This is a genomic window from Mangrovimonas sp. DI 80 (genome assembly GCF_001975575.1).
GTDB lineage: Bacteria > Bacteroidota > Bacteroidia > Flavobacteriales > Flavobacteriaceae > Mangrovimonas_A > Mangrovimonas_A xylaniphaga.
Genome location: NZ_MSDT01000001.1, coordinates 13,570 through 31,116 on the forward strand (window position 1 = coordinate 13,570; position 17,547 = coordinate 31,116).

A 17,547-nucleotide genomic window follows, 5' to 3' on the forward strand; every position below is an offset into this window, starting at 1 on the left:
AAAAACAGGAACCTTAGCTCCTGTTTCTTCACATCTTCAAAATGAGTAAAAACTCTATCAATTAATTAAAAAGGCACATCGTTGTCGTCCGGTAGTTCCGGCGCTCCAAAGGCATCATGTGCCGATGGTGTAAAGTTACTTGGGCTAAAATTGTCATCTCCCCCTTCATTCATTTTACTATGGAATTCCCCAAACGGTGTATCAAATTCATCCAGGTTGTCGAATTTACCTAAGTGTCCAAGGAACTTCAGACGGATATTTTCCAAACCACCATTCCTGTGTTTTGCTATGATAAACTCCCCTTGTCCTTCGGTTGGAGAACGCTCTTCATCATCCCACTCTTCAATTTTATAGTATTCCGGTCTATAGATAAATGCTACGATATCCGCATCCTGCTCGATCGCTCCAGATTCACGAAGATCCGATAGCAAAGGACGCTTACTTCCTCCACGAGTCTCAACCGCACGCGACAGCTGCGAAAGTGCGATTACAGGAACGTTCAATTCCTTTGCCAAGGCCTTAAGGTTACGCGAAATCATCGAGATTTCCTGCTCACGGTTTCCACCTCCCTTTTGGCTTCCCCCAGCGGTCATCAACTGAAGATAATCGATCATGATCATTTTAATGCCGTACTGGGATGCCAAACGTCTGGCTTTTGCACGTAAATCGAAAATGGAAAGCGACGGTGTATCATCAATATAAAGTGGCGCCTGTTCCAAAGACTTCACTTTTACGTTCAATTGTTCCCATTCGTGCTTCTCCAATTTACCCGTTCTCAATTTCTCCGAAGACAATCCAGTTTCACTCGAAATCAAACGCGTAATCAACTGTACGGAGGACATCTCCAGAGAGAAGAAGGCTACGGGCATATTTCCATCTACCGCTATGTTTCTCGCCATTGTCAAGGTTAAGGCCGTTTTACCCATACCAGGACGTGCTGCCACAATAATCAAATCCGAAGGCTGCCATCCAGAGGTCAGTTTATCCAACTTTGTAAATCCTGTTGGAATTCCACTCAACCCTTCCCTGTTGGAAATCTCTTCAATTTTTTTCTTCGCTTGGATTACCAAACTTTGGGCAGACTCAGTAGACTTTTTAACGTTCCCTTGAGTTACCTCATAAAGTTTTGCCTCGGCATGGTCCAAGAGGTCGAATACATCCTTCGTTTCATCATAGGCTTCTTCAATAATTTCGTTTGAAATTTTAATCAGACTACGTTGAATGAATTTCTGAAGGATGATACGCGCATGGAATTCGATATGCGCCGAAGACGACACCCTTTGGGTCAAGGAAATTAAATAAAAGTCACCACCTATCAACTCAAGCTTCCCGTCTTTCTTTAACTGTGTTGACACCGTTAAAAGGTCAATTGGCTCACTGTTTTCAAATAGTTTGAAAATAGATTCAAAAATATGCTTGTGAGCTTCCTTGTAAAAAGCATCGGGGCTAAGGATGTCGATAACTTCGTCGACACCTTTCTTATCTATCATCATGGCTCCGAGTACGACCTCTTCCAAATCTGTGGCTTGAGGTGGGATTTTCCCCTTTTCTAGACTAATTAATGTACTCTTATCGACTCTGTATCCTTGTATTGGGCTTGGTTGTTTCATATATCACGAATGTAAATAAAATGATATGAAAGATTAAAAAAAATGGCGATATCAATCTTAACAATCCATTAACAATCTAACTGTTAATAAGTTAAAAAAATTGTTAATAGTGCCAAAAAAAACTGAAGTTATCCACTTCAGTTTTTAATTAAAGCTTTAAAAATGAACTAGTTACCCTTTAAACACACCCATATTGATGTATTTGTCCATACGCTCATTTACCAAATCTTTTGGTGATAAGTTTTTGAGCTCGTCGTAATTTTTCTCAATGGCATTTTTAACCGCCAAAAAGGCTCCTTCACGATCGGTATGGGCACCTCCAAGAGGTTCTTTTATAATATCGTCTACCAATTTTTGTTTCTTCATATCTGGAGCGGTAAGCTTTAATGCTTCAGCTGCCTGCTCCTTGTATTCCCAGCTTCTCCATAAGATAGAAGAACAAGATTCTGGAGAGATTACCGAATACCATGTGTTTTCCAACATCAATACACGGTCTCCTACACCAATACCCAAAGCTCCTCCCGAAGCACCTTCACCAATAATAACGGTGATGATTGGCACTTGAAGTCTGGTCATTTCAAAAATATTTCTTGCAATAGCTTCACCTTGTCCACGCTCTTCGGCTTCCAATCCTGGATAAGCACCTGGCGTATCTACAAAGGTGACTACAGGAATACCAAATTTCTCAGCAGACTTCATTAAACGCAAAGCCTTACGGTATCCTTCTGGATTGGACATTCCAAAATTACGGTACTGTCTTGTTTTGGTATTGTACCCTTTTTGCTGTCCTACGAACATATAAGTTTGATCGCCAATTTTACCCAATCCACCAATCATGGCCTTATCGTCCTTTACATTTCTATCGCCGTGAAGCTCTAAAAACGTGTCCCCACAAAGGGCTTTGATATAATCTAGAGTATAAGGTCTGTCTGGGTGACGGGACAACTGTACACGTTGCCATGGCGTCAAGTGTTTATAGATATCTTTTTTAGTCTCTTCTAATTTCTTTTCAATCTTCTTACAGGTCTCACTAACATCTACTTCGCTCTCCTCGCCTATAAGTTGACATTTTTGCAGTTGGTCTTGAAGTTCTTTAATTGGAAGTTCAAATTCTAAATATTCCATTGAAACTTAAGTTTAATTTTAGTTAGCGTACAAACCTACATAATTTTTCGTTTTTAACTCATGAAAAAATGCGAAATGTAGCTTCGTGTCTTATGACGGCGCAAAATTAAATATATTGTAGAAGAATAGAAAAACTTTAACGGGTTTTACCAATTAATTAGCGTTTTATTTTGTTTGCTTTGCGCTGTTTTAAAATGGCTTCGAAGATTAAGGTTCCCAACACTAAAAATACGCCGTAATAAAAATTGGCTCCCATGATTTCTGTTTCAGGAAATAAAAGAATCGCCAAAACAATACCGTAAACAGGCTCTAGATTATAGGACAGAATTACGGTATAAGGACTAATATACTTCATCACTTTTACCGCTTCAATAAAGGCATAAGCAGAACAAATCGATCCGAGAATAAATAGGTATAGAAAGTCCATCCATGAAATTTGAAAGAATTGGGAATTAAAGCCTCCCTTAAACAACATAAAAACACTTAAGAACAATACACCGCTTATAAACTCATAAAATGAAATGATGGTTGCATCGTACTGCTTGATATAAACCCCATTTAACACCGAAAAAAGGGATGACAATAAAGCCGAAATAACTCCCAATATCATTCCATTGATATAATGTAGCTCGCCTCTCGAAATTAAAAACACGCCTAGAACAACTATTAATCCAAAGATAATTTCATACCAAACAATGCGTCTTTTATAAATCATTGGCTCTATAAAAGAGGCGAAAAAAGCGCCGGTAGAAAACATGGCCAAGGTAATGGACACATTGGATTGGTTGATGGCTTCAAAAAAGGTGATCCAATGCAGGGCGATAATAATTCCGGCCAGTACAAATTGGAGTAGAACTTTTGGCCTAAGTCGCATCCCCAGCTTTTTGTACTTCATATATCCAAATATCAAAATACTGGCAATGACCATTCGGTACCATACCAAGTCCATGGCACCTACCGAAATTAATTCTCCAAGAATAGCGGTAAATCCTGCAATAAAAACCAAAAAGTGTAACTGCAGATAGTGTTTTAGCTTAGCGTTTGGCATTGTACAGAAGGTATAGCGCTAACATACCAAAGATTACATTTGGAAACCATACGGCCACCAATGGCGGAAAGTCCGATTGCTCTGCCATGACCCCAAATACCTTATCGAAAAATACATAAACCATGGCAATGGAAATTCCAAAGGCCAAATTGACGCCCATTCCTCCCCTACGCTTGATAGAAGACACCGAAACGGCGATAATGGTAAGAATGAATACAGAAACCGGCAAACTCCACTTTTTGTACTGCACCACTTCGTAACGTCCTATATTGGAAGACCCTCTTTTTTTCTCCTTTTCGATAAATCGGGTCAACTCTCCATATAATAAGGTCTCGGCCATATAATTGGCCGGGGTAAGATCATCCAAATCGAACTTAAAAAGGGTATCATATCTTCTGATGCTTTCCAAGACCTCGTCATTTTCATCATAAGTCCGTTTCACGAAATTGGTCAGCTTATAAGTAGTGTCTTGCTCTACATAAGTGATGTTGTCAGCAAATATTTTGTATTCCAACTTATTGCCATCGTAATGTTCCAAAGTGAATTTGTTCCCTCGTTTCATTTTAGGGTCAAAACGGCTTACATAAATAATATCATGGTCATTGATCTGACGATAAATATCCTGAGTTTCAATAACATTACTGTTCTTCTTTAAGTATTTATAGCGGAACTCATTGTATCCCTTACTGGCCAAAGGCGCTAAATAAAGCCCTAGCAACAATGCAAAAGCAGCAACAATACTTGCTCCAATCATATAAGGTCTGAGGAATCTAGAAAAAGACACTCCGGAACTCAAAAAAGCGACAATCTCCGTATTGTTTGCCAATTTGGAGGTAAACCAAATCACAGACAAGAACAAAAACAAGGGAAAAAGCAGGTTGGCGAAATAAACAGTAAAATCCAGATAGTACTGTGCCACGGCAGGAAACGGTACTTCGTTCTCTAAAATCTTTCCGATTTTCTCTGCTAAGTTTACTGTAATTCCAATAGGGATAAACAGTAATAACATCATTAAAAATGTAAACAAATACCGTTTAAGTATGTACCAATCCAGTATTTTCATAGGCTTATAAACGCTTGTCCATTTGTTTAACCATCATATCTTTCCAGGTTCTAAAATCTCCCGCTAATATATGTTTTCTTGCTTCTCTAACCAACCATAAATAGAACCCTAGATTATGGATTGTGGCAATTTGTTTTCCTAAGAGCTCATTTACAGTGAACAAGTGACGCAAATAAGCCTTACTATATTCAGTATCTACAAAAGTGATGCCCATTTCATCAATTGGCGAAAAGTCATCTTCCCATTTTTTGTTTTTAATGTTGATGGTTCCGTGGGCAGTAAACAACATTCCGTTACGGGCATTTCTTGTAGGCATTACACAGTCAAACATGTCAATACCTAACGCAATATTTTCCAAAATATTGATAGGGGTCCCAACTCCCATTAAATAACGAGGTTTATCCTCAGGTAAAATGGCTGTTACCACATCGGTCATGGCATACATTTCCTCTGCCGGCTCACCTACAGACAATCCTCCAATGGCATTTCCAACAGCGCCTGCATTGGCAATATATTCAGCAGATTGCTTTCTTAGATCTTTATAGGTACTCCCCTGAACAATTGGGAAAAACGCCTGACTATAGTCGTATTTAAACGGTACTTTTTCCAAATGATTGATACATCTATCCAACCAACGGTGGGTCATGTGCATGGAACGCTTGGCGTAGTTATAATCGCATGGGTAAGGCGTGCATTCATCAAAAGCCATGATGATATCTGCCCCAATACTTCTTTGGATTTCCATCACATTTTCAGGAGTAAACGTATGGTAACTACCATCGATATGCGACTTGAACTTCACCCCTTCTTCCTTGATTTTTCTATTCCCAGAAAGCGAATACACTTGATACCCTCCAGAATCGGTCAAAATATTCCTGTCCCAATTCATGAACTTGTGCAATCCTCCTGCCTTTTCCAAAATGGAAGTTTGTGGTCGCAAATACAGGTGATAAGTATTTCCTAATATGATATCTGGATTGATTTCATCTTTCAATTCGCGTTGGTGCACTCCTTTTACCGAGGCCACTGTTCCAACGGGCATAAAAATGGGAGTTTCAATAGTACCGTGATCGGTGGTAATTACCCCTGCTCTAGCACTACTTTGTGGGTCTTTCGCTTTTAAGTCAAATTTCATCTTTCTGCGTATAATTTTAACCATCCCAAAACCGTATCCAAATCCCAAATAGAATCCGTAACTATCAAGTTTTCAGGACTAAAAAAATGTATCAATTCGCAAAGATAATTAACTAAACACGATCTCTCCTGATATTTAAAAATAAACTTTAAAAACTATGTTGAAAATGAGGCTAAAATACCTCTGAAATCGTTTTGTTTACGCCCTATAAAGCCTTATTTTAGCGCCTTTAAAAAATACGTTTTAAAGATGCCAAACACACAGCAATTAGAAGACTTAGTAATTCAAGTGCGTAGAGATATTCTACGTATGGTACACAAGGTAAACTCAGGTCACCCTGGGGGGTCTTTGGGATGTACCGAATTTATGGTAGCATTATACAATGAGATCATGGATAGAAAGGAAGGTTTTGATATGGACGGAATAGGTGAAGACCTTTTCTTCTTGTCAAACGGACACATTTCACCTGTATTTTACAGTGTACTTGCCAGAGCAGGATACTTCCCTGTAGAGGAGTTAAGCACATTCCGATTAATTGATTCCCGCTTACAGGGACACCCAACTACACACGAAGGGTTACCAGGTGTAAGAATTGCTTCTGGATCGTTGGGTCAAGGTATGTCTGTAGCACTTGGTGCTGCACAAGCCAAAAAAATGAATAACGACGCTCACTTAGTGTACAGTTTGCACGGAGACGGAGAGCTTCAAGAAGGTCAAAACTGGGAAGCTATCATGTATGCCTCTGCTAAAAAAGTAGACAACATTATCGCTACAGTAGACTTGAACGGTCAACAAATTGACGGTGCAACAGACGAGGTATTGCCAATGGGTAACATCCGTGAAAAGTTTGAAGCATTTGGTTGGACTGTTGTTGAAATTGAAGAAGGAAATAACGTAGAAGCCATCATCAAAGGAATGGCTGAAGCCAAATCAAAAACAGGTCAAGGAAAACCAGTTTGTGTTTTGTTAAAAACCATTATGGGTAACGGTGTTGACTTTATGATGTACACTCACGAATGGCATGGTAAAGCTCCTAATGACGCACAATTGGAGAGTGGATTAAGCCAAAACCCTGAAACCTTAGGAGATTACTAATAACAACGCAACACAAAATGAAAACATATACATATACAGAAAAGAAAGATACTAGAAGTGGATTTGGGGATGGTTTAACCGAACTTGGACGTACCAATCCTGATGTTGTAGCGCTTTGTGCCGATTTGACCCCATCTTTGAAAATGGGTGATTTCATCAAGGAAAACCCAGAGCGTTTTTTCCAAATTGGAATCGCCGAAGCCAACATGATGGGTATTGCCGCTGGTTTGACAATTGGAGGAAAAATTCCTTTCACAGGAACTTTCGCCAATTTTTCAACAGGTCGTGTTTATGACCAAATCCGTCAATCTATTGCCTATTCAGGTAAAAACGTAAAAATCTGTGCTTCTCACGCCGGTTTAACTTTAGGTGAAGATGGTGCAACCCACCAAATCCTTGAAGATATCGGGTTAATGAAAATGCTTCCTGGAATGACAGTAATCAATCCTTGTGATTACAACCAAACCAAAGCTGCTACTATCGCTATCGCAGAACATGAAGGACCAGTTTACTTACGTTTCGGACGTCCATCTGTGCCAATCTTTACGCCTGCCGATCAAAAATTTGAAATCGGAAAAGCGATTCAGTTAACTGAAGGAACAGATGTTACCATCGTAGCAACTGGTCACTTGGTATGGGAAGCTTTGGAAGCATCGAAAGCATTGTACGAGCAAGGTATTTCTGCAGAGGTTATCAACATCCACACCATCAAACCATTGGATGAGAAAGCTATTTTAGATTCTGTTGCTAAAACAGGTTGTATTGTAACTGCTGAAGAGCACAACTACCTTGGTGGTCTTGGAGAAAGTGTTGCTAGAGTATTGGCAACAAACAATCCAACGCCTCAAGAATTTGTAGCGACTCAAGATACTTTTGGTGAATCTGGAACTCCAGCTCAATTGATGGACAAGTACGGATTGAACGCTGAAGCTATCGTGAAGGCTGCCCAAACTGTAATGAAAAGAAAATAATAACTGTTTCCTGACGTTTTAGACGGTATAACCCAAATCTAAAACAGAGTATTTATGAAAACGTTACAGGATCTTTTCAAACCAAGAAATAAGAATTACGGCAAAGCCTTTGGCCTACTGTGTGTCATCATGCTCACAACGGCCCTTAACCATAAAGCCCAAGCACAGGAGTTAATTGGTTATGGACTAAAAGGAGGATTGAATTACAGTACCAATGGTGAATATTTTGAAGCTGCTTCGGTGAGTTACAAATCTCCCGATAGAAATATCGGGTTCCATTTTGGGCTCTTCGGAAAAATAGGTGGTCGTTTGTATTTTAGACCGGAATTGGTGTATACCAATACCAAAAGTGAATACGACAATGACGACCTTAAAGTTCAAAAACTGGATGCCCCAATGCTTTTAGGGTTTAGAGTTGTTGGTCCATTGCATGTTTTTGCAGGACCGTCTTTTCAATATATTTTAAAGACTGAATTTGGTGATAACACAATTGACCAAATTGAAAACGACTTTACCACCGGGCTTAATTTTGGTGTGGGTGTCACTATTGATAAGTTGAGTATTGATTTGAGGTACGAAAGAGGTTTCAATTCCAACGAAGCCAAATTTCTGAACAATGACCTTAGCATTTTACAAGACCGAATCGATACACGTCCTGACCAATTCATCTTAAGTTTGGCATTGTTTCTCTAATACGCCGTAAACAACAACATAAAAAAGCCCCGAGTAATCTCAGGGCTTTTTTAATTTATAATAGTTTTGTTATTTAAGTCTTCCCACCAATTCTTCTAGGAATATGGTTTGCTGTTCTCCAGTAGCCATGTTTTTTAAGGTAAAGGTATTTGAATTCAATTCAGACTCCCCTACCATCACCACAAACGGCACTTCGCGTTTATTGGCAAAGTTCATTTGCTTTTTCATTTTAGCGGCATCTGGATACATTTCTGCGGCCACTCCTTGCCTACGAAGTTCCTTAATAGCCTTTAAACAACCTAAGGCTTCGCCTTCTCCAAAATTGATAAACAAAACTTTTATGTTTTCGGTAATGGTTGGAGGGAACAAATCCAATTCCTCCAAAACTAAATATATTCTGTCCAATCCAAAACTAATTCCCACACCACTTACATCTTTCAACCCAAAAATTCCGGTTAGGTCATCATAACGACCTCCGCCACCAATAGAACCCATAGCAACGCCTTTTGGCGCAGACACTTCAAAAATAGCCCCGGTATAGTAATTTAAACCTCTAGCCAAAGTCACATCCAATTGCAACTTGGCAGTTTGCAATCCTAATTCGGTAATGGCATTGTCAATGAACTGTAATTCTTCGATTCCTTTTTTACCTTCTTCCGAAGTATTTAAGATTTCACCTAGCACAGCCACCTGCTCTTCAAAAGTTCCAGAAAGTGAAAACAATGGCTGCAATTTATCAATGCCCTCCTGCGGAATCCCTTTGCCCAACATTTCTTCCTTAACTTTCTCCTCACCTATTTTATCAAGCTTGTCCAAGGCCACTGTGAAATCGATCAATTTATCATGTGCACCAATCACTTCGGCAATACCAGACAATATTTTTCGATTGTTGATTTTTATGGTCACACCTTTTAACTTCAACGCTGTAAATACCGCATCGTACAACTGTACAAACTCCACTTCCTGCCATAGGGATTTAGATCCCACTACATCCGCATCACATTGATAAAATTCTCTAAAACGTCCCTTCTGCGGTCTATCGGCTCTCCAAACCGGTTGGATCTGGTAACGCTTAAACGGAAATTCAATTTCGTTTTGGTGCTGTACCACGTATCTAGCAAATGGCACCGTTAAGTCATAACGCAGGGCCTTTTCGGAAATTTTGGAGGTCATTTTTTGGGCATCTTTTTCAGCATATAATGCATCGTCTACCTTTCCTAAAAAATCCCCGGAATTCAAAATCTTGAAAATAAGGCGGTCACCTTCATCACCATATTTCCCCATTAAGGTTTCCGAATTCTCAAAACTTGGCGTTTCTATAGGTTGAAACCCAAAGGCTTCAAAGTTTGCCTTAATCGTATTGAAAATATAATTTCGCTTTGCCACCTCCATGGGGCCAAAATCTCTCGTACCTTTTGGTATTCCCGGTTTTTTTGCCATATCTAACGTTATTGAACCACAAAAATATTATAATTTTTACTGGCAGTCATAAGTTATTTCGATTTTATAGTAACTTTATTGGGTATTTAAAGTCTTATAGATAAAGACACCAATTATAGAATTCCTTTTGAATGTTTTCACTGGCCAAAGAAAATTTTAAAATCGCCCTAGACTCTGTAAAAAGTCAAGTATTACGTACTGTTTTAACTGTTTTGATCATTGCCATTGGCATTACGGCCTTGGTGGGTATTTTGAGCGCTGTTTCCAATTTGGAACACACCATTTCAAGCGACTTTTCCTCTATGGGAGCCAATACTTTCAACATCCAACGCTATAAGTTTACAGTGGAACGCCACGGGAGAAGGGAACGTCCCAAAAACAACCCAATCATTACCTATCGAAATGCAAAGGATTTTGAAGACCAATACAATTATCCCTATACCCAAACTTCTATTTCGTTTTACGGGACTTCTTCCGCAGAAGTAAAATATGAAAACAAAAAAACCGATCCAGAAGTTGCTGTAATTGGGGCCAATGAGCAATTTATCCAAAATTCGGGGCTTGAAATTGAAGACGGTAGAGACTTCAACTTTTTTGACATTGAAAACAATAATGGTGTCTGCGTTATAGGAAGCGACCTTAAAAAAGCACTGTTGGACAACATTAATCCCATCAATCAAGTGTTAAGTGTTCGCGGGGCAAAGTTTAAAGTAATTGGAGTCCTAAAATCTAAAGGGTCCACTTTTGGAAACAACCAGGATCTTAGAATGATCATTCCGCTGCAAAAAGCCAGAAGCATGTTTACCAATGCTGACATCAATTACAGCATTAGCGTAAAAACCGACAAAAATGACATGCTTGAAGGCGCGCAGGACCATGCCGTAAGCACCTTTAGAAATATTAGAAAACTTAACCCTGTTGAAGAAGACAACTTTGCCATTGAACGTAGCGACGATCTTTTGAACCGAATTGGTTCCATGACCACGTACCTCTACATCGCTGCTTGGGTGATTAGCATCATTACCATCATTGGCTCATCCATAGCTTTAATGAACATCTTGTTTGTTTCGGTTACGGAACGCACCCGTGAAATAGGGGTTAGAAAAGCTTTGGGTGCCAAACGAAAAACCATTGCTTTTCAGTTTTTTATGGAAGCTATTCTTATTGGGCAAATGGGTGGAATTGTAGGCATTATACTAGGTAGTATTATCGGGTTTGCCTTTGCAAAGATAGCCGACTTCGATTTTGTCATTCCATGGCTGGCCATGTTCTCGGCTTTTACCATTGCCTTTGTTGTGGCTATTGTGGCAGGACTGCTTCCCGCCATCAAAGCCGCCAAATTAGATCCTATTGAATCCTTAAGATACGAGTAGCCTATTAATTGATAAGCTTATCAAAATAGGTATAAAGTTCACCTTTGGTGATTACCCCACCTTGCTGGATGAGCTTAAACTTATCTAAAGCCTTATCTTCGGTATACTCTTTTTTTGCATTTAAGAACTCTACGTCCTCATCCATCAGGTTTTCACGCAACCAATTAAAACCATCCCTTGAAGTTAAATCAATGGCATTTTTAAGATGAATGGCAATAAGCTGCATGTGCTCTTCGGTGAAATAGAACAAGTGTATCTGTTGGGGTGAAATATGTTCTAAATAATCCACCTTTCCCAAAACACCTTCCCAAACCAAATCACTGAACACATCAAGCTCCTGTTCCGCTACTTCGGGTTTGTTGGCTTTAATATCTGCCCATTCATCTGCAGTAATGGATTGCGTTGCCAAAAAATTGATAAACTCTTTGTGCAATTCTTCAAATTGCTCTTTGGTAAGCCTTGAATATTTCATATGTAAATTTTATATAATTAAAAAGCCTCAATCCAAAGGGTTGAGGCTTTTTTGTAATATGATGTTGCGAACTATGCTTCAGCAATAACTTCGAATGGTAAAGCAACAGTCACTTCACGGTGCAATCTTACAACTGCCTCGTATTTTCCTAATCTCTTAACAGAACCACCAATTACATTGATGAATTTCTTCTCGATAGTGTGACCTTCTTTTTGTAAAGCATCAGCCAAATCAATGCTGGTTACAGAACCAAACAATTTATCTCCAGCACCAGCCTTAGAAGCGATCTTGATTTCCAAAGCTTTCAAAGCCTCAGCAATTTTAGTAGCTTCGTCAACAATTTTCTTTTCTTTAAAAGCTCTTTGCTTTAAAGTCTCTGCCAATACTTTTTTAGCAGAAGCTGTAGCCATTACAGCAAATCCTTGAGGAATCAAAAAGTTTCTACCATAACCGTTCTTAACTGTTACAATATCGTCTTTAAATCCTAAATTTTCAACGTCTTGTCTTAATATAAGTTCCATAGTTATTGGTATTTTATTTTAATAAATCTGCTACATATGGCATCAACGCAAGGTGACGCGCTCTCTTTACAGCTACAGATACTTTTCTTTGGTATTTCAAAGAAGTTCCTGTTAAACGTCTTGGTAACAATTTACCTTGCTCGTTTACAAACTTCAATAAGAAATCTGGATCTTTGTAATCAACATACTTGATTCCAGACTTTTTAAAACGACAATATTTCTTCGTTTTGCTAGTATCGATGTTTAATGGAGTAAGATATCTGATCTCTCCATCTTTCTTTCCTTTTGCTTGTTGTTCGATTGAAGACATAATTTACGCTTTTTGTTTGTTTCTAGTTCTTCTCTTTTCAGCCCAAGCAATTGCATGCTTGTCTAATTTCACGGTCAAGTAACGCATAAAACGCTCGTCACGTCTGAACTCCAATTCTAGCGGAGAAATAACCTCACCATCTACAGTGTACTCAAATAAGTGATAGAAACCACTTTTTTTGTTTTGGATTGGATACGCCAATTTTTTAAGCCCCCAATCTTCTTTGGCTATCATCTTTGCCCCTCTAGAAACAAGAAAATCTTCGTATTTCTCTACTGTTTCCTTTACCTGAGTCTCAGATAAAACGGGATTTAAGATGAAAACAGTTTCATAATGATTCATATAAAAATGTATTTATAATTAAAAATGGGTGCAAAAATAACTATTATTTCCAACACTAACAACATTTTTCCAATTAAAAAACAGGACTTTGCTCCTCAATAAATTTTTGTTAAAAATAACGTTTTACCGATGTTTTTTGGTTTTTATCCGAATTTTTTGTACTATTGTCGATATCTTAACCTAAAACACAACAATGTTATGACTTTAAACTGTGTAGTAGTTGATGATTCCGCGATACAACGCTTATCCATCGTAAAGTTAATAGAGAACCACCCTTCTCTTAATTTAATTGCTGAATACAGCAGTGCTTTGGAAACCAAAAATGGTTTAAACACGCACAAAGTCGATTTAATCTTTTTAGACATCGAAATGCCCGTTTTGAATGGGTTTGAGTTATTGGACGTATTAAATAATAAGCCCCAAATTATTTTTGTGACCGGTAAAACAGAGTATGCCTTTAAAGCATTTAATTACGACGCTACCGACTACCTTCAAAAACCAATCACAAGAGAACGCTTTAATATTTCAGTAGATAAGGCCATTGAACAGCACAAGCTTAAAATGGACTTTAACGAAACTGATGGCGAGCACATCTTTGTAAAGAGCAACCTTAAAAAACGTAAAGTATATATTAAGGACATAAAATGGATTGAAGCTCTTGGTGACTACGTAAAATTGGTAACCGAGGAAAATAGCCTTGTAGTACTTTCTACAATGAAAGCTTTTGAAAAAGAACTTCCAGAAGGCAAGTTTTTAAGAATCCACAAATCATATATCGTTAACCTTGACAAGGTAGACAGATTCAACAGTAAAAATGTAGAAGTTGGCGCTTACGAGATTCCGTTAAGTAGAAACAAAAAGACCCAACTGGTAGACGCTTTAAATAATATTTAATAGGACACTCCCCTAAAGTTTAGGTAAGGATAAAGTCATTATTAATAATTGTCAACATTAAGAACTACTCTTACAGCCCTAAAATCTTTAACACTATTGAAGCTATTGTTTATTCTAACGATAGCTTCTTTTGTTTTTGCCAATGACTGCTTCTGCGGAATTTTCACCAAAATGTTTTTATGGTAGTTGTTTCTAATTCTAGCCACAGGAGGAAACTCCGGCCCCAACACATATTCTCCAAAAAACTGCCTTAAGGACTTCGCATACCAATCGGCAGCAACATTTACCCGATTATAATCCTTATGCTTAAGGGTAATTTTAATCAATCTATAAATAGGCGGATATTTAAAGTTGTAGCGCTCGTCCAATTGCTCCTTGTACATATCCAGATAACTATTGGTAGAAACCTGCTGTAGAATACGATGGTGTGGATCGTAAGTTTGAATCAATACTTTCCCTCTAATATCGGTACGCCCTGCCCTACCTGACACTTGCACCATAAGCTGATAACTACGTTCATGGGCCCTAAAGTCAGGGAAGTTCAATAGGTTATCGGCATTCATGACACCTACCAACTTTACATTTCTAAAATCAAGCCCTTTGGTAAGCATTTGGGTTCCCACCAAAATATCGATTTCCTGCTGCTCAAAGGCCGTGATGATTTTTTCGTAACCAAACTTTCCTCTTGTGGTATCCAAATCCATCCGTCCCACCTTTTGATTTGGAAATAAGGCCTTCGCCTCCTCTTCCACTTGTTCGGTCCCAAATCCTTTACTATCCAACTCAGCACTTCCACAAGCTTGACAACTTTGTTGCATGGCCATGTGATAGCTGCAATAGTGGCAACGTAACTCTCTTTTATATTGATGATAGGTTAAACTCACATCGCAATTGGGACATTGTGGAGAATGCCCACAGGTATTACATTCCACAATTGGAGAAAACCCTCGACGATTTTGAAACAAGATCACCTGATGCCCTTCGGACAAGGTTTCTGAAATTTCTTCAATCAAACGATCACTGAAGTGACCGTTCATCCGTTTTCTTTTGTGCTTGTCTTTGATATCGACCAACTCAATATCTGGCATCAGCACATTATTAAAACGATGCGTTAACTCCACAAAACCGTATTTTCCCTGCTGTGCATTAAAATAGCTTTCCAAACTTGGGGTTGCCGAACCTAACAAAGTTTTCGCCTTAAACAGACTTGCTAGTACCACAGCAGTATCCCTGGCATGGTAACGCGGCGAAGGATCAAATTGCTTAAAGGACGATTCATGTTCTTCGTCCACAATAATCAATCCTAAATTTTGAAAGGGCAACATCACCGAGGAACGCGCTCCCAATATAATTTGGGCTTTTGGAGCATTGTTCAACACATTGTTCCAAACCTCAACCCGTTCATGAGAAGAATATTTGGAATGAAACACCGACACCTTCTCTCCAAAATAATCCTGAAGCCTGTTGACCAGCTGCGTAGTTAAAGCAATTTCAGGTAAGAGATACAGCACCTGTTTCCCTTGGTCCACCATTTCCTCAATGAGCTTCACATAAATCTCCGTTTTTCCAGAAGAAGTTACCCCATGAAGCAAGGTGATATTTTGGGTTTCAAAAGCATCCTTTATTTCCTGTAAAGCCGTTTCCTGATAAGGATTAAGATTTTTGGAGGCCATATTTTCGTCACCGTCATACTGCACTCGATCTGTTTGTATATGGTATTCCTCAAAGATGCCTTTGTCTATCAATGCCTTTACAATTGCAGACGAAGCGCCACTCTCTTCAGACAAGTCAGATACTTTTACAGGTTTTTGGGTTTTGGCAGAAAGCATAAACAAGCTCATCACCACCTCCCTTTGTTTAGGTGCTCTAGACAATTGTTCCAAAAGCTCCTTAAGTTTATCTTCGGAAGTATATGACGCTCCTAGTTTTACATAGCGCACCAGTTTAGGCTTATATTTTTCGTAAACTTCCTCTTCAACAGAAATGATATTCTTTTCCAGCAAGCGTTTAAGGATGGGCAATACATTTTTCCGATCCAGAATACTTTCCAAATCCTGAATTTTCAAGGACGATTGATATTGAAGCGCCTCATACACCAGGAATTCATCATCCCGTAAATCTCCTTCATCTTCAATAACCGCCTCCCCTTTTGTAATTACCGTTTCACTCTCCAAAATAAATGCACCAGGAAGTGCCGAACGCATCACTTCACCCAAAGTGGACAAGTAATATTTGGCAATCCATTTCCAGTGTAAAATTTGGGTTTCCGTCACAATTGGTACCTCATCCAAAATCTGATGGATGTCCTTAGCCTCATAGGCCAAAGGTTTTTCGGTATGCACACTCAACACAATGGCCGAATAAATTTTGCTCTTTCCAAAAGGCACGGATACACGCATTCCTGGTTTTAAAAATTCAGCTTCAGCCTCCGTGATATGGTAGGTGAACTGCTTTTCCAAAGGAATCGGTAATATAACATCTATAAAATTCGGCATACTAAACTCCTTTCTTTAAACGATTGATAGTCGCATTGAGTTCATAGCCCAACAACAGAATATTGGAATTCAACCACAGATAAAAAAGAAGGATCAATAAAGCCCCAATGGAACCATAGAGCTCATTATACTGTGAAAAGTTTTCTATATAAATACCAAAAAAATAGGAGTTTAAAATGATGAGTAAGGTTGTAAGCAAGGCCCCAACCGAAAAGAACTTTGAAGATTTCCCTTCTTTGGTTCCAAAATAGTACAATACGGCTGTAGCAATATAAACCATCAACACAAAAAAGACATATTTGGCAACGATAAGCCAAGTTACATTGCTTTCTTTTGGAGCTAGCCCTTGCTGATGCAAACTATCCAAAAGCGGTTGAATGATGTAAATCTCGAAATATCCAAAAATGGCCACGGTAATAATGAGCAAAAGCGCCAAAATCAAAGCCACTCCCACTGCCAACAAATATTGCCTAAACACACTTCTGGTAAGCTGCTCATGATAGGAACTTTCAAAACCAGAAAATACAGCACTCACCCCATTGGCCATAAGCATGATAGACAGTAAAAACACGGAAGACAGCAAGCCGCCTCGTTCATTATTCTCAATATTTCCGAAAATATTCGCAAAGAAAAAATCGGAGGTTTTTGGAGGTAGAAAGGATTCCAAAAACATCAAAAACTCCTCTCTAAACCCATCAATGGGAATATGTGGAATCAAGATTAAAATGAACAGAAGAAAAGGAAAAATAGCTGTAAAAAAGCTAAAGGCAATGGCACTGGCCCTGGAGGTTACCGCCCCCTTTACGATTCCAGTGATGTAAAGCTTCAGTAAATCATATAATGTCAAACCCTCTAAGGCTGGAAGCTGGATTTTTTTCAACAACCGCATAAAGGTGCTTATAACGGGAATTGACTCTAGCTTTTCTTCTAAGGATTTGGTCATAGATTATGTTATTTGCT

General features: G+C 38.8%; 17 protein-coding genes. 5 read left to right on the forward strand and 12 right to left on the reverse strand.

Annotation, left to right across the window (positions count from 1 at the left end; all coding sequences use genetic code 11):
* Positions 1-65: 65 nt before the first annotated feature.
* From dnaB to tgt, 5 genes are all read right to left on the reverse strand, one after another.
* Positions 66-1,610: a replicative DNA helicase gene (gene dnaB / locus BKM32_RS00060; RefSeq protein ID WP_076661905.1), complete on the reverse strand. Its 1,545-nt coding sequence runs from the start codon at positions 1,608-1,610 to the stop codon at positions 66-68.
* Positions 1,611-1,781: 171 nt separating this feature from the next.
* Positions 1,782-2,735 (reverse strand): acetyl-CoA carboxylase carboxyltransferase subunit alpha, encoded by a 954-nt coding sequence (locus BKM32_RS00065; RefSeq protein ID WP_053975395.1) that lies wholly within the window; start codon positions 2,733-2,735, stop codon positions 1,782-1,784.
* A gap of 157 nt (positions 2,736-2,892) precedes the next feature.
* Positions 2,893-3,783 (reverse strand): DMT family transporter, encoded by an 891-nt coding sequence (locus BKM32_RS00070; RefSeq protein WP_076661907.1) that lies wholly within the window; start codon positions 3,781-3,783, stop codon positions 2,893-2,895.
* On the reverse strand, positions 3,770-4,846 hold the full coding sequence (locus tag BKM32_RS00075) for an LptF/LptG family permease (RefSeq protein WP_076661909.1): 1,077 nt from the start codon (positions 4,844-4,846) through the stop codon (positions 3,770-3,772). The genes BKM32_RS00070 and BKM32_RS00075 overlap by 14 nt, the downstream gene beginning before the upstream one ends.
* 4 nt (positions 4,847-4,850) lie before the next feature.
* On the reverse strand, positions 4,851-5,981 hold the full coding sequence (gene tgt / locus BKM32_RS00080; RefSeq protein WP_076661911.1) for a tRNA guanosine(34) transglycosylase Tgt: 1,131 nt from the start codon (positions 5,979-5,981) through the stop codon (positions 4,851-4,853).
* A 249-nt stretch (positions 5,982-6,230) separates the two neighbouring features.
* On the opposite strand from tgt, the gene BKM32_RS00085 reads away from it, so the two are divergent.
* Genes BKM32_RS00085 through BKM32_RS00095 form a run of 3 tightly spaced genes read left to right on the forward strand, consistent with a single transcriptional unit; the run spans position 6,231 to position 8,740 of the window.
* Entirely contained in the window at positions 6,231-7,076 is an 846-nt protein-coding gene (locus tag BKM32_RS00085; RefSeq protein ID WP_053975399.1) for a transketolase, read from the forward strand.
* A gap of 17 nt (positions 7,077-7,093) precedes the next feature.
* Positions 7,094-8,047: a transketolase family protein gene (locus BKM32_RS00090; protein WP_076661913.1), complete on the forward strand. Its 954-nt coding sequence runs from the start codon at positions 7,094-7,096 to the stop codon at positions 8,045-8,047.
* Between the two features lie 54 nt (positions 8,048-8,101).
* Positions 8,102-8,740, forward strand: coding sequence for an outer membrane beta-barrel protein (locus BKM32_RS00095; RefSeq protein WP_253187364.1), 639 nt, complete (start codon positions 8,102-8,104; stop codon positions 8,738-8,740).
* A gap of 69 nt (positions 8,741-8,809) precedes the next feature.
* On the opposite strand, the gene hisS is transcribed toward BKM32_RS00095, so the two are convergent.
* On the reverse strand, positions 8,810-10,180 hold the full coding sequence (hisS, locus tag BKM32_RS00100) for a histidine--tRNA ligase (protein WP_076661917.1): 1,371 nt from the start codon (positions 10,178-10,180) through the stop codon (positions 8,810-8,812).
* A gap of 131 nt (positions 10,181-10,311) precedes the next feature.
* Between hisS and BKM32_RS00105 the strand changes: the two genes are divergently transcribed.
* The gene (locus tag BKM32_RS00105) at positions 10,312-11,553 is read left to right on the forward strand and encodes an ABC transporter permease (protein ID WP_076661919.1); all 1,242 of its coding nucleotides are present in this window, start codon (positions 10,312-10,314) and stop codon (positions 11,551-11,553) included.
* A gap of 4 nt (positions 11,554-11,557) precedes the next feature.
* Here the strand turns inward: BKM32_RS00105 and BKM32_RS00110 are convergent, their stop codons facing one another.
* The 4 genes from BKM32_RS00110 to rpsF all read right to left on the reverse strand — a co-directional run bounded on the left by BKM32_RS00110 (position 11,558) and on the right by rpsF (position 13,198).
* A complete protein-coding gene (locus BKM32_RS00110; RefSeq protein ID WP_053975403.1) occupies positions 11,558-12,025 on the reverse strand; it encodes a DUF6495 family protein in 468 nt (155 codons plus the stop codon).
* 71 nt (positions 12,026-12,096) lie between these two features.
* Positions 12,097-12,546, reverse strand: a complete 450-nt coding sequence (gene rplI, locus BKM32_RS00115; RefSeq protein ID WP_053975404.1) for a 50S ribosomal protein L9 — start codon at positions 12,544-12,546, stop codon at positions 12,097-12,099.
* 13 nt (positions 12,547-12,559) lie between these two features.
* Positions 12,560-12,856 (reverse strand): 30S ribosomal protein S18, encoded by a 297-nt coding sequence (gene rpsR, locus BKM32_RS00120; RefSeq protein WP_053975405.1) that lies wholly within the window; start codon positions 12,854-12,856, stop codon positions 12,560-12,562.
* A gap of 3 nt (positions 12,857-12,859) precedes the next feature.
* Complete coding sequence (gene rpsF, locus BKM32_RS00125) at positions 12,860-13,198, reverse strand: 30S ribosomal protein S6 (RefSeq protein WP_053975406.1); 339 nt, start codon at positions 13,196-13,198, stop codon at positions 12,860-12,862.
* 198 nt (positions 13,199-13,396) lie between these two features.
* On the opposite strand from rpsF, the gene BKM32_RS00130 reads away from it, so the two are divergent.
* On the forward strand, positions 13,397-14,092 hold the full coding sequence (locus BKM32_RS00130; protein WP_053976999.1) for a LytTR family DNA-binding domain-containing protein: 696 nt from the start codon (positions 13,397-13,399) through the stop codon (positions 14,090-14,092).
* Positions 14,093-14,133: 41 nt separating this feature from the next.
* On the opposite strand, the gene priA is transcribed toward BKM32_RS00130, so the two are convergent.
* Together priA and BKM32_RS00140 are read right to left on the reverse strand one after the other, a co-directional pair.
* The gene (gene priA, locus BKM32_RS00135) at positions 14,134-16,587 is read right to left on the reverse strand and encodes a primosomal protein N' (protein ID WP_076661921.1); all 2,454 of its coding nucleotides are present in this window, start codon (positions 16,585-16,587) and stop codon (positions 14,134-14,136) included.
* Between the two features lies 1 nt (position 16,588).
* Positions 16,589-17,530, reverse strand: a complete 942-nt coding sequence (locus BKM32_RS00140; RefSeq protein WP_076661923.1) for a YihY/virulence factor BrkB family protein — start codon at positions 17,528-17,530, stop codon at positions 16,589-16,591.
* Between the last annotated feature and the right edge of the window lie 17 nt (positions 17,531-17,547).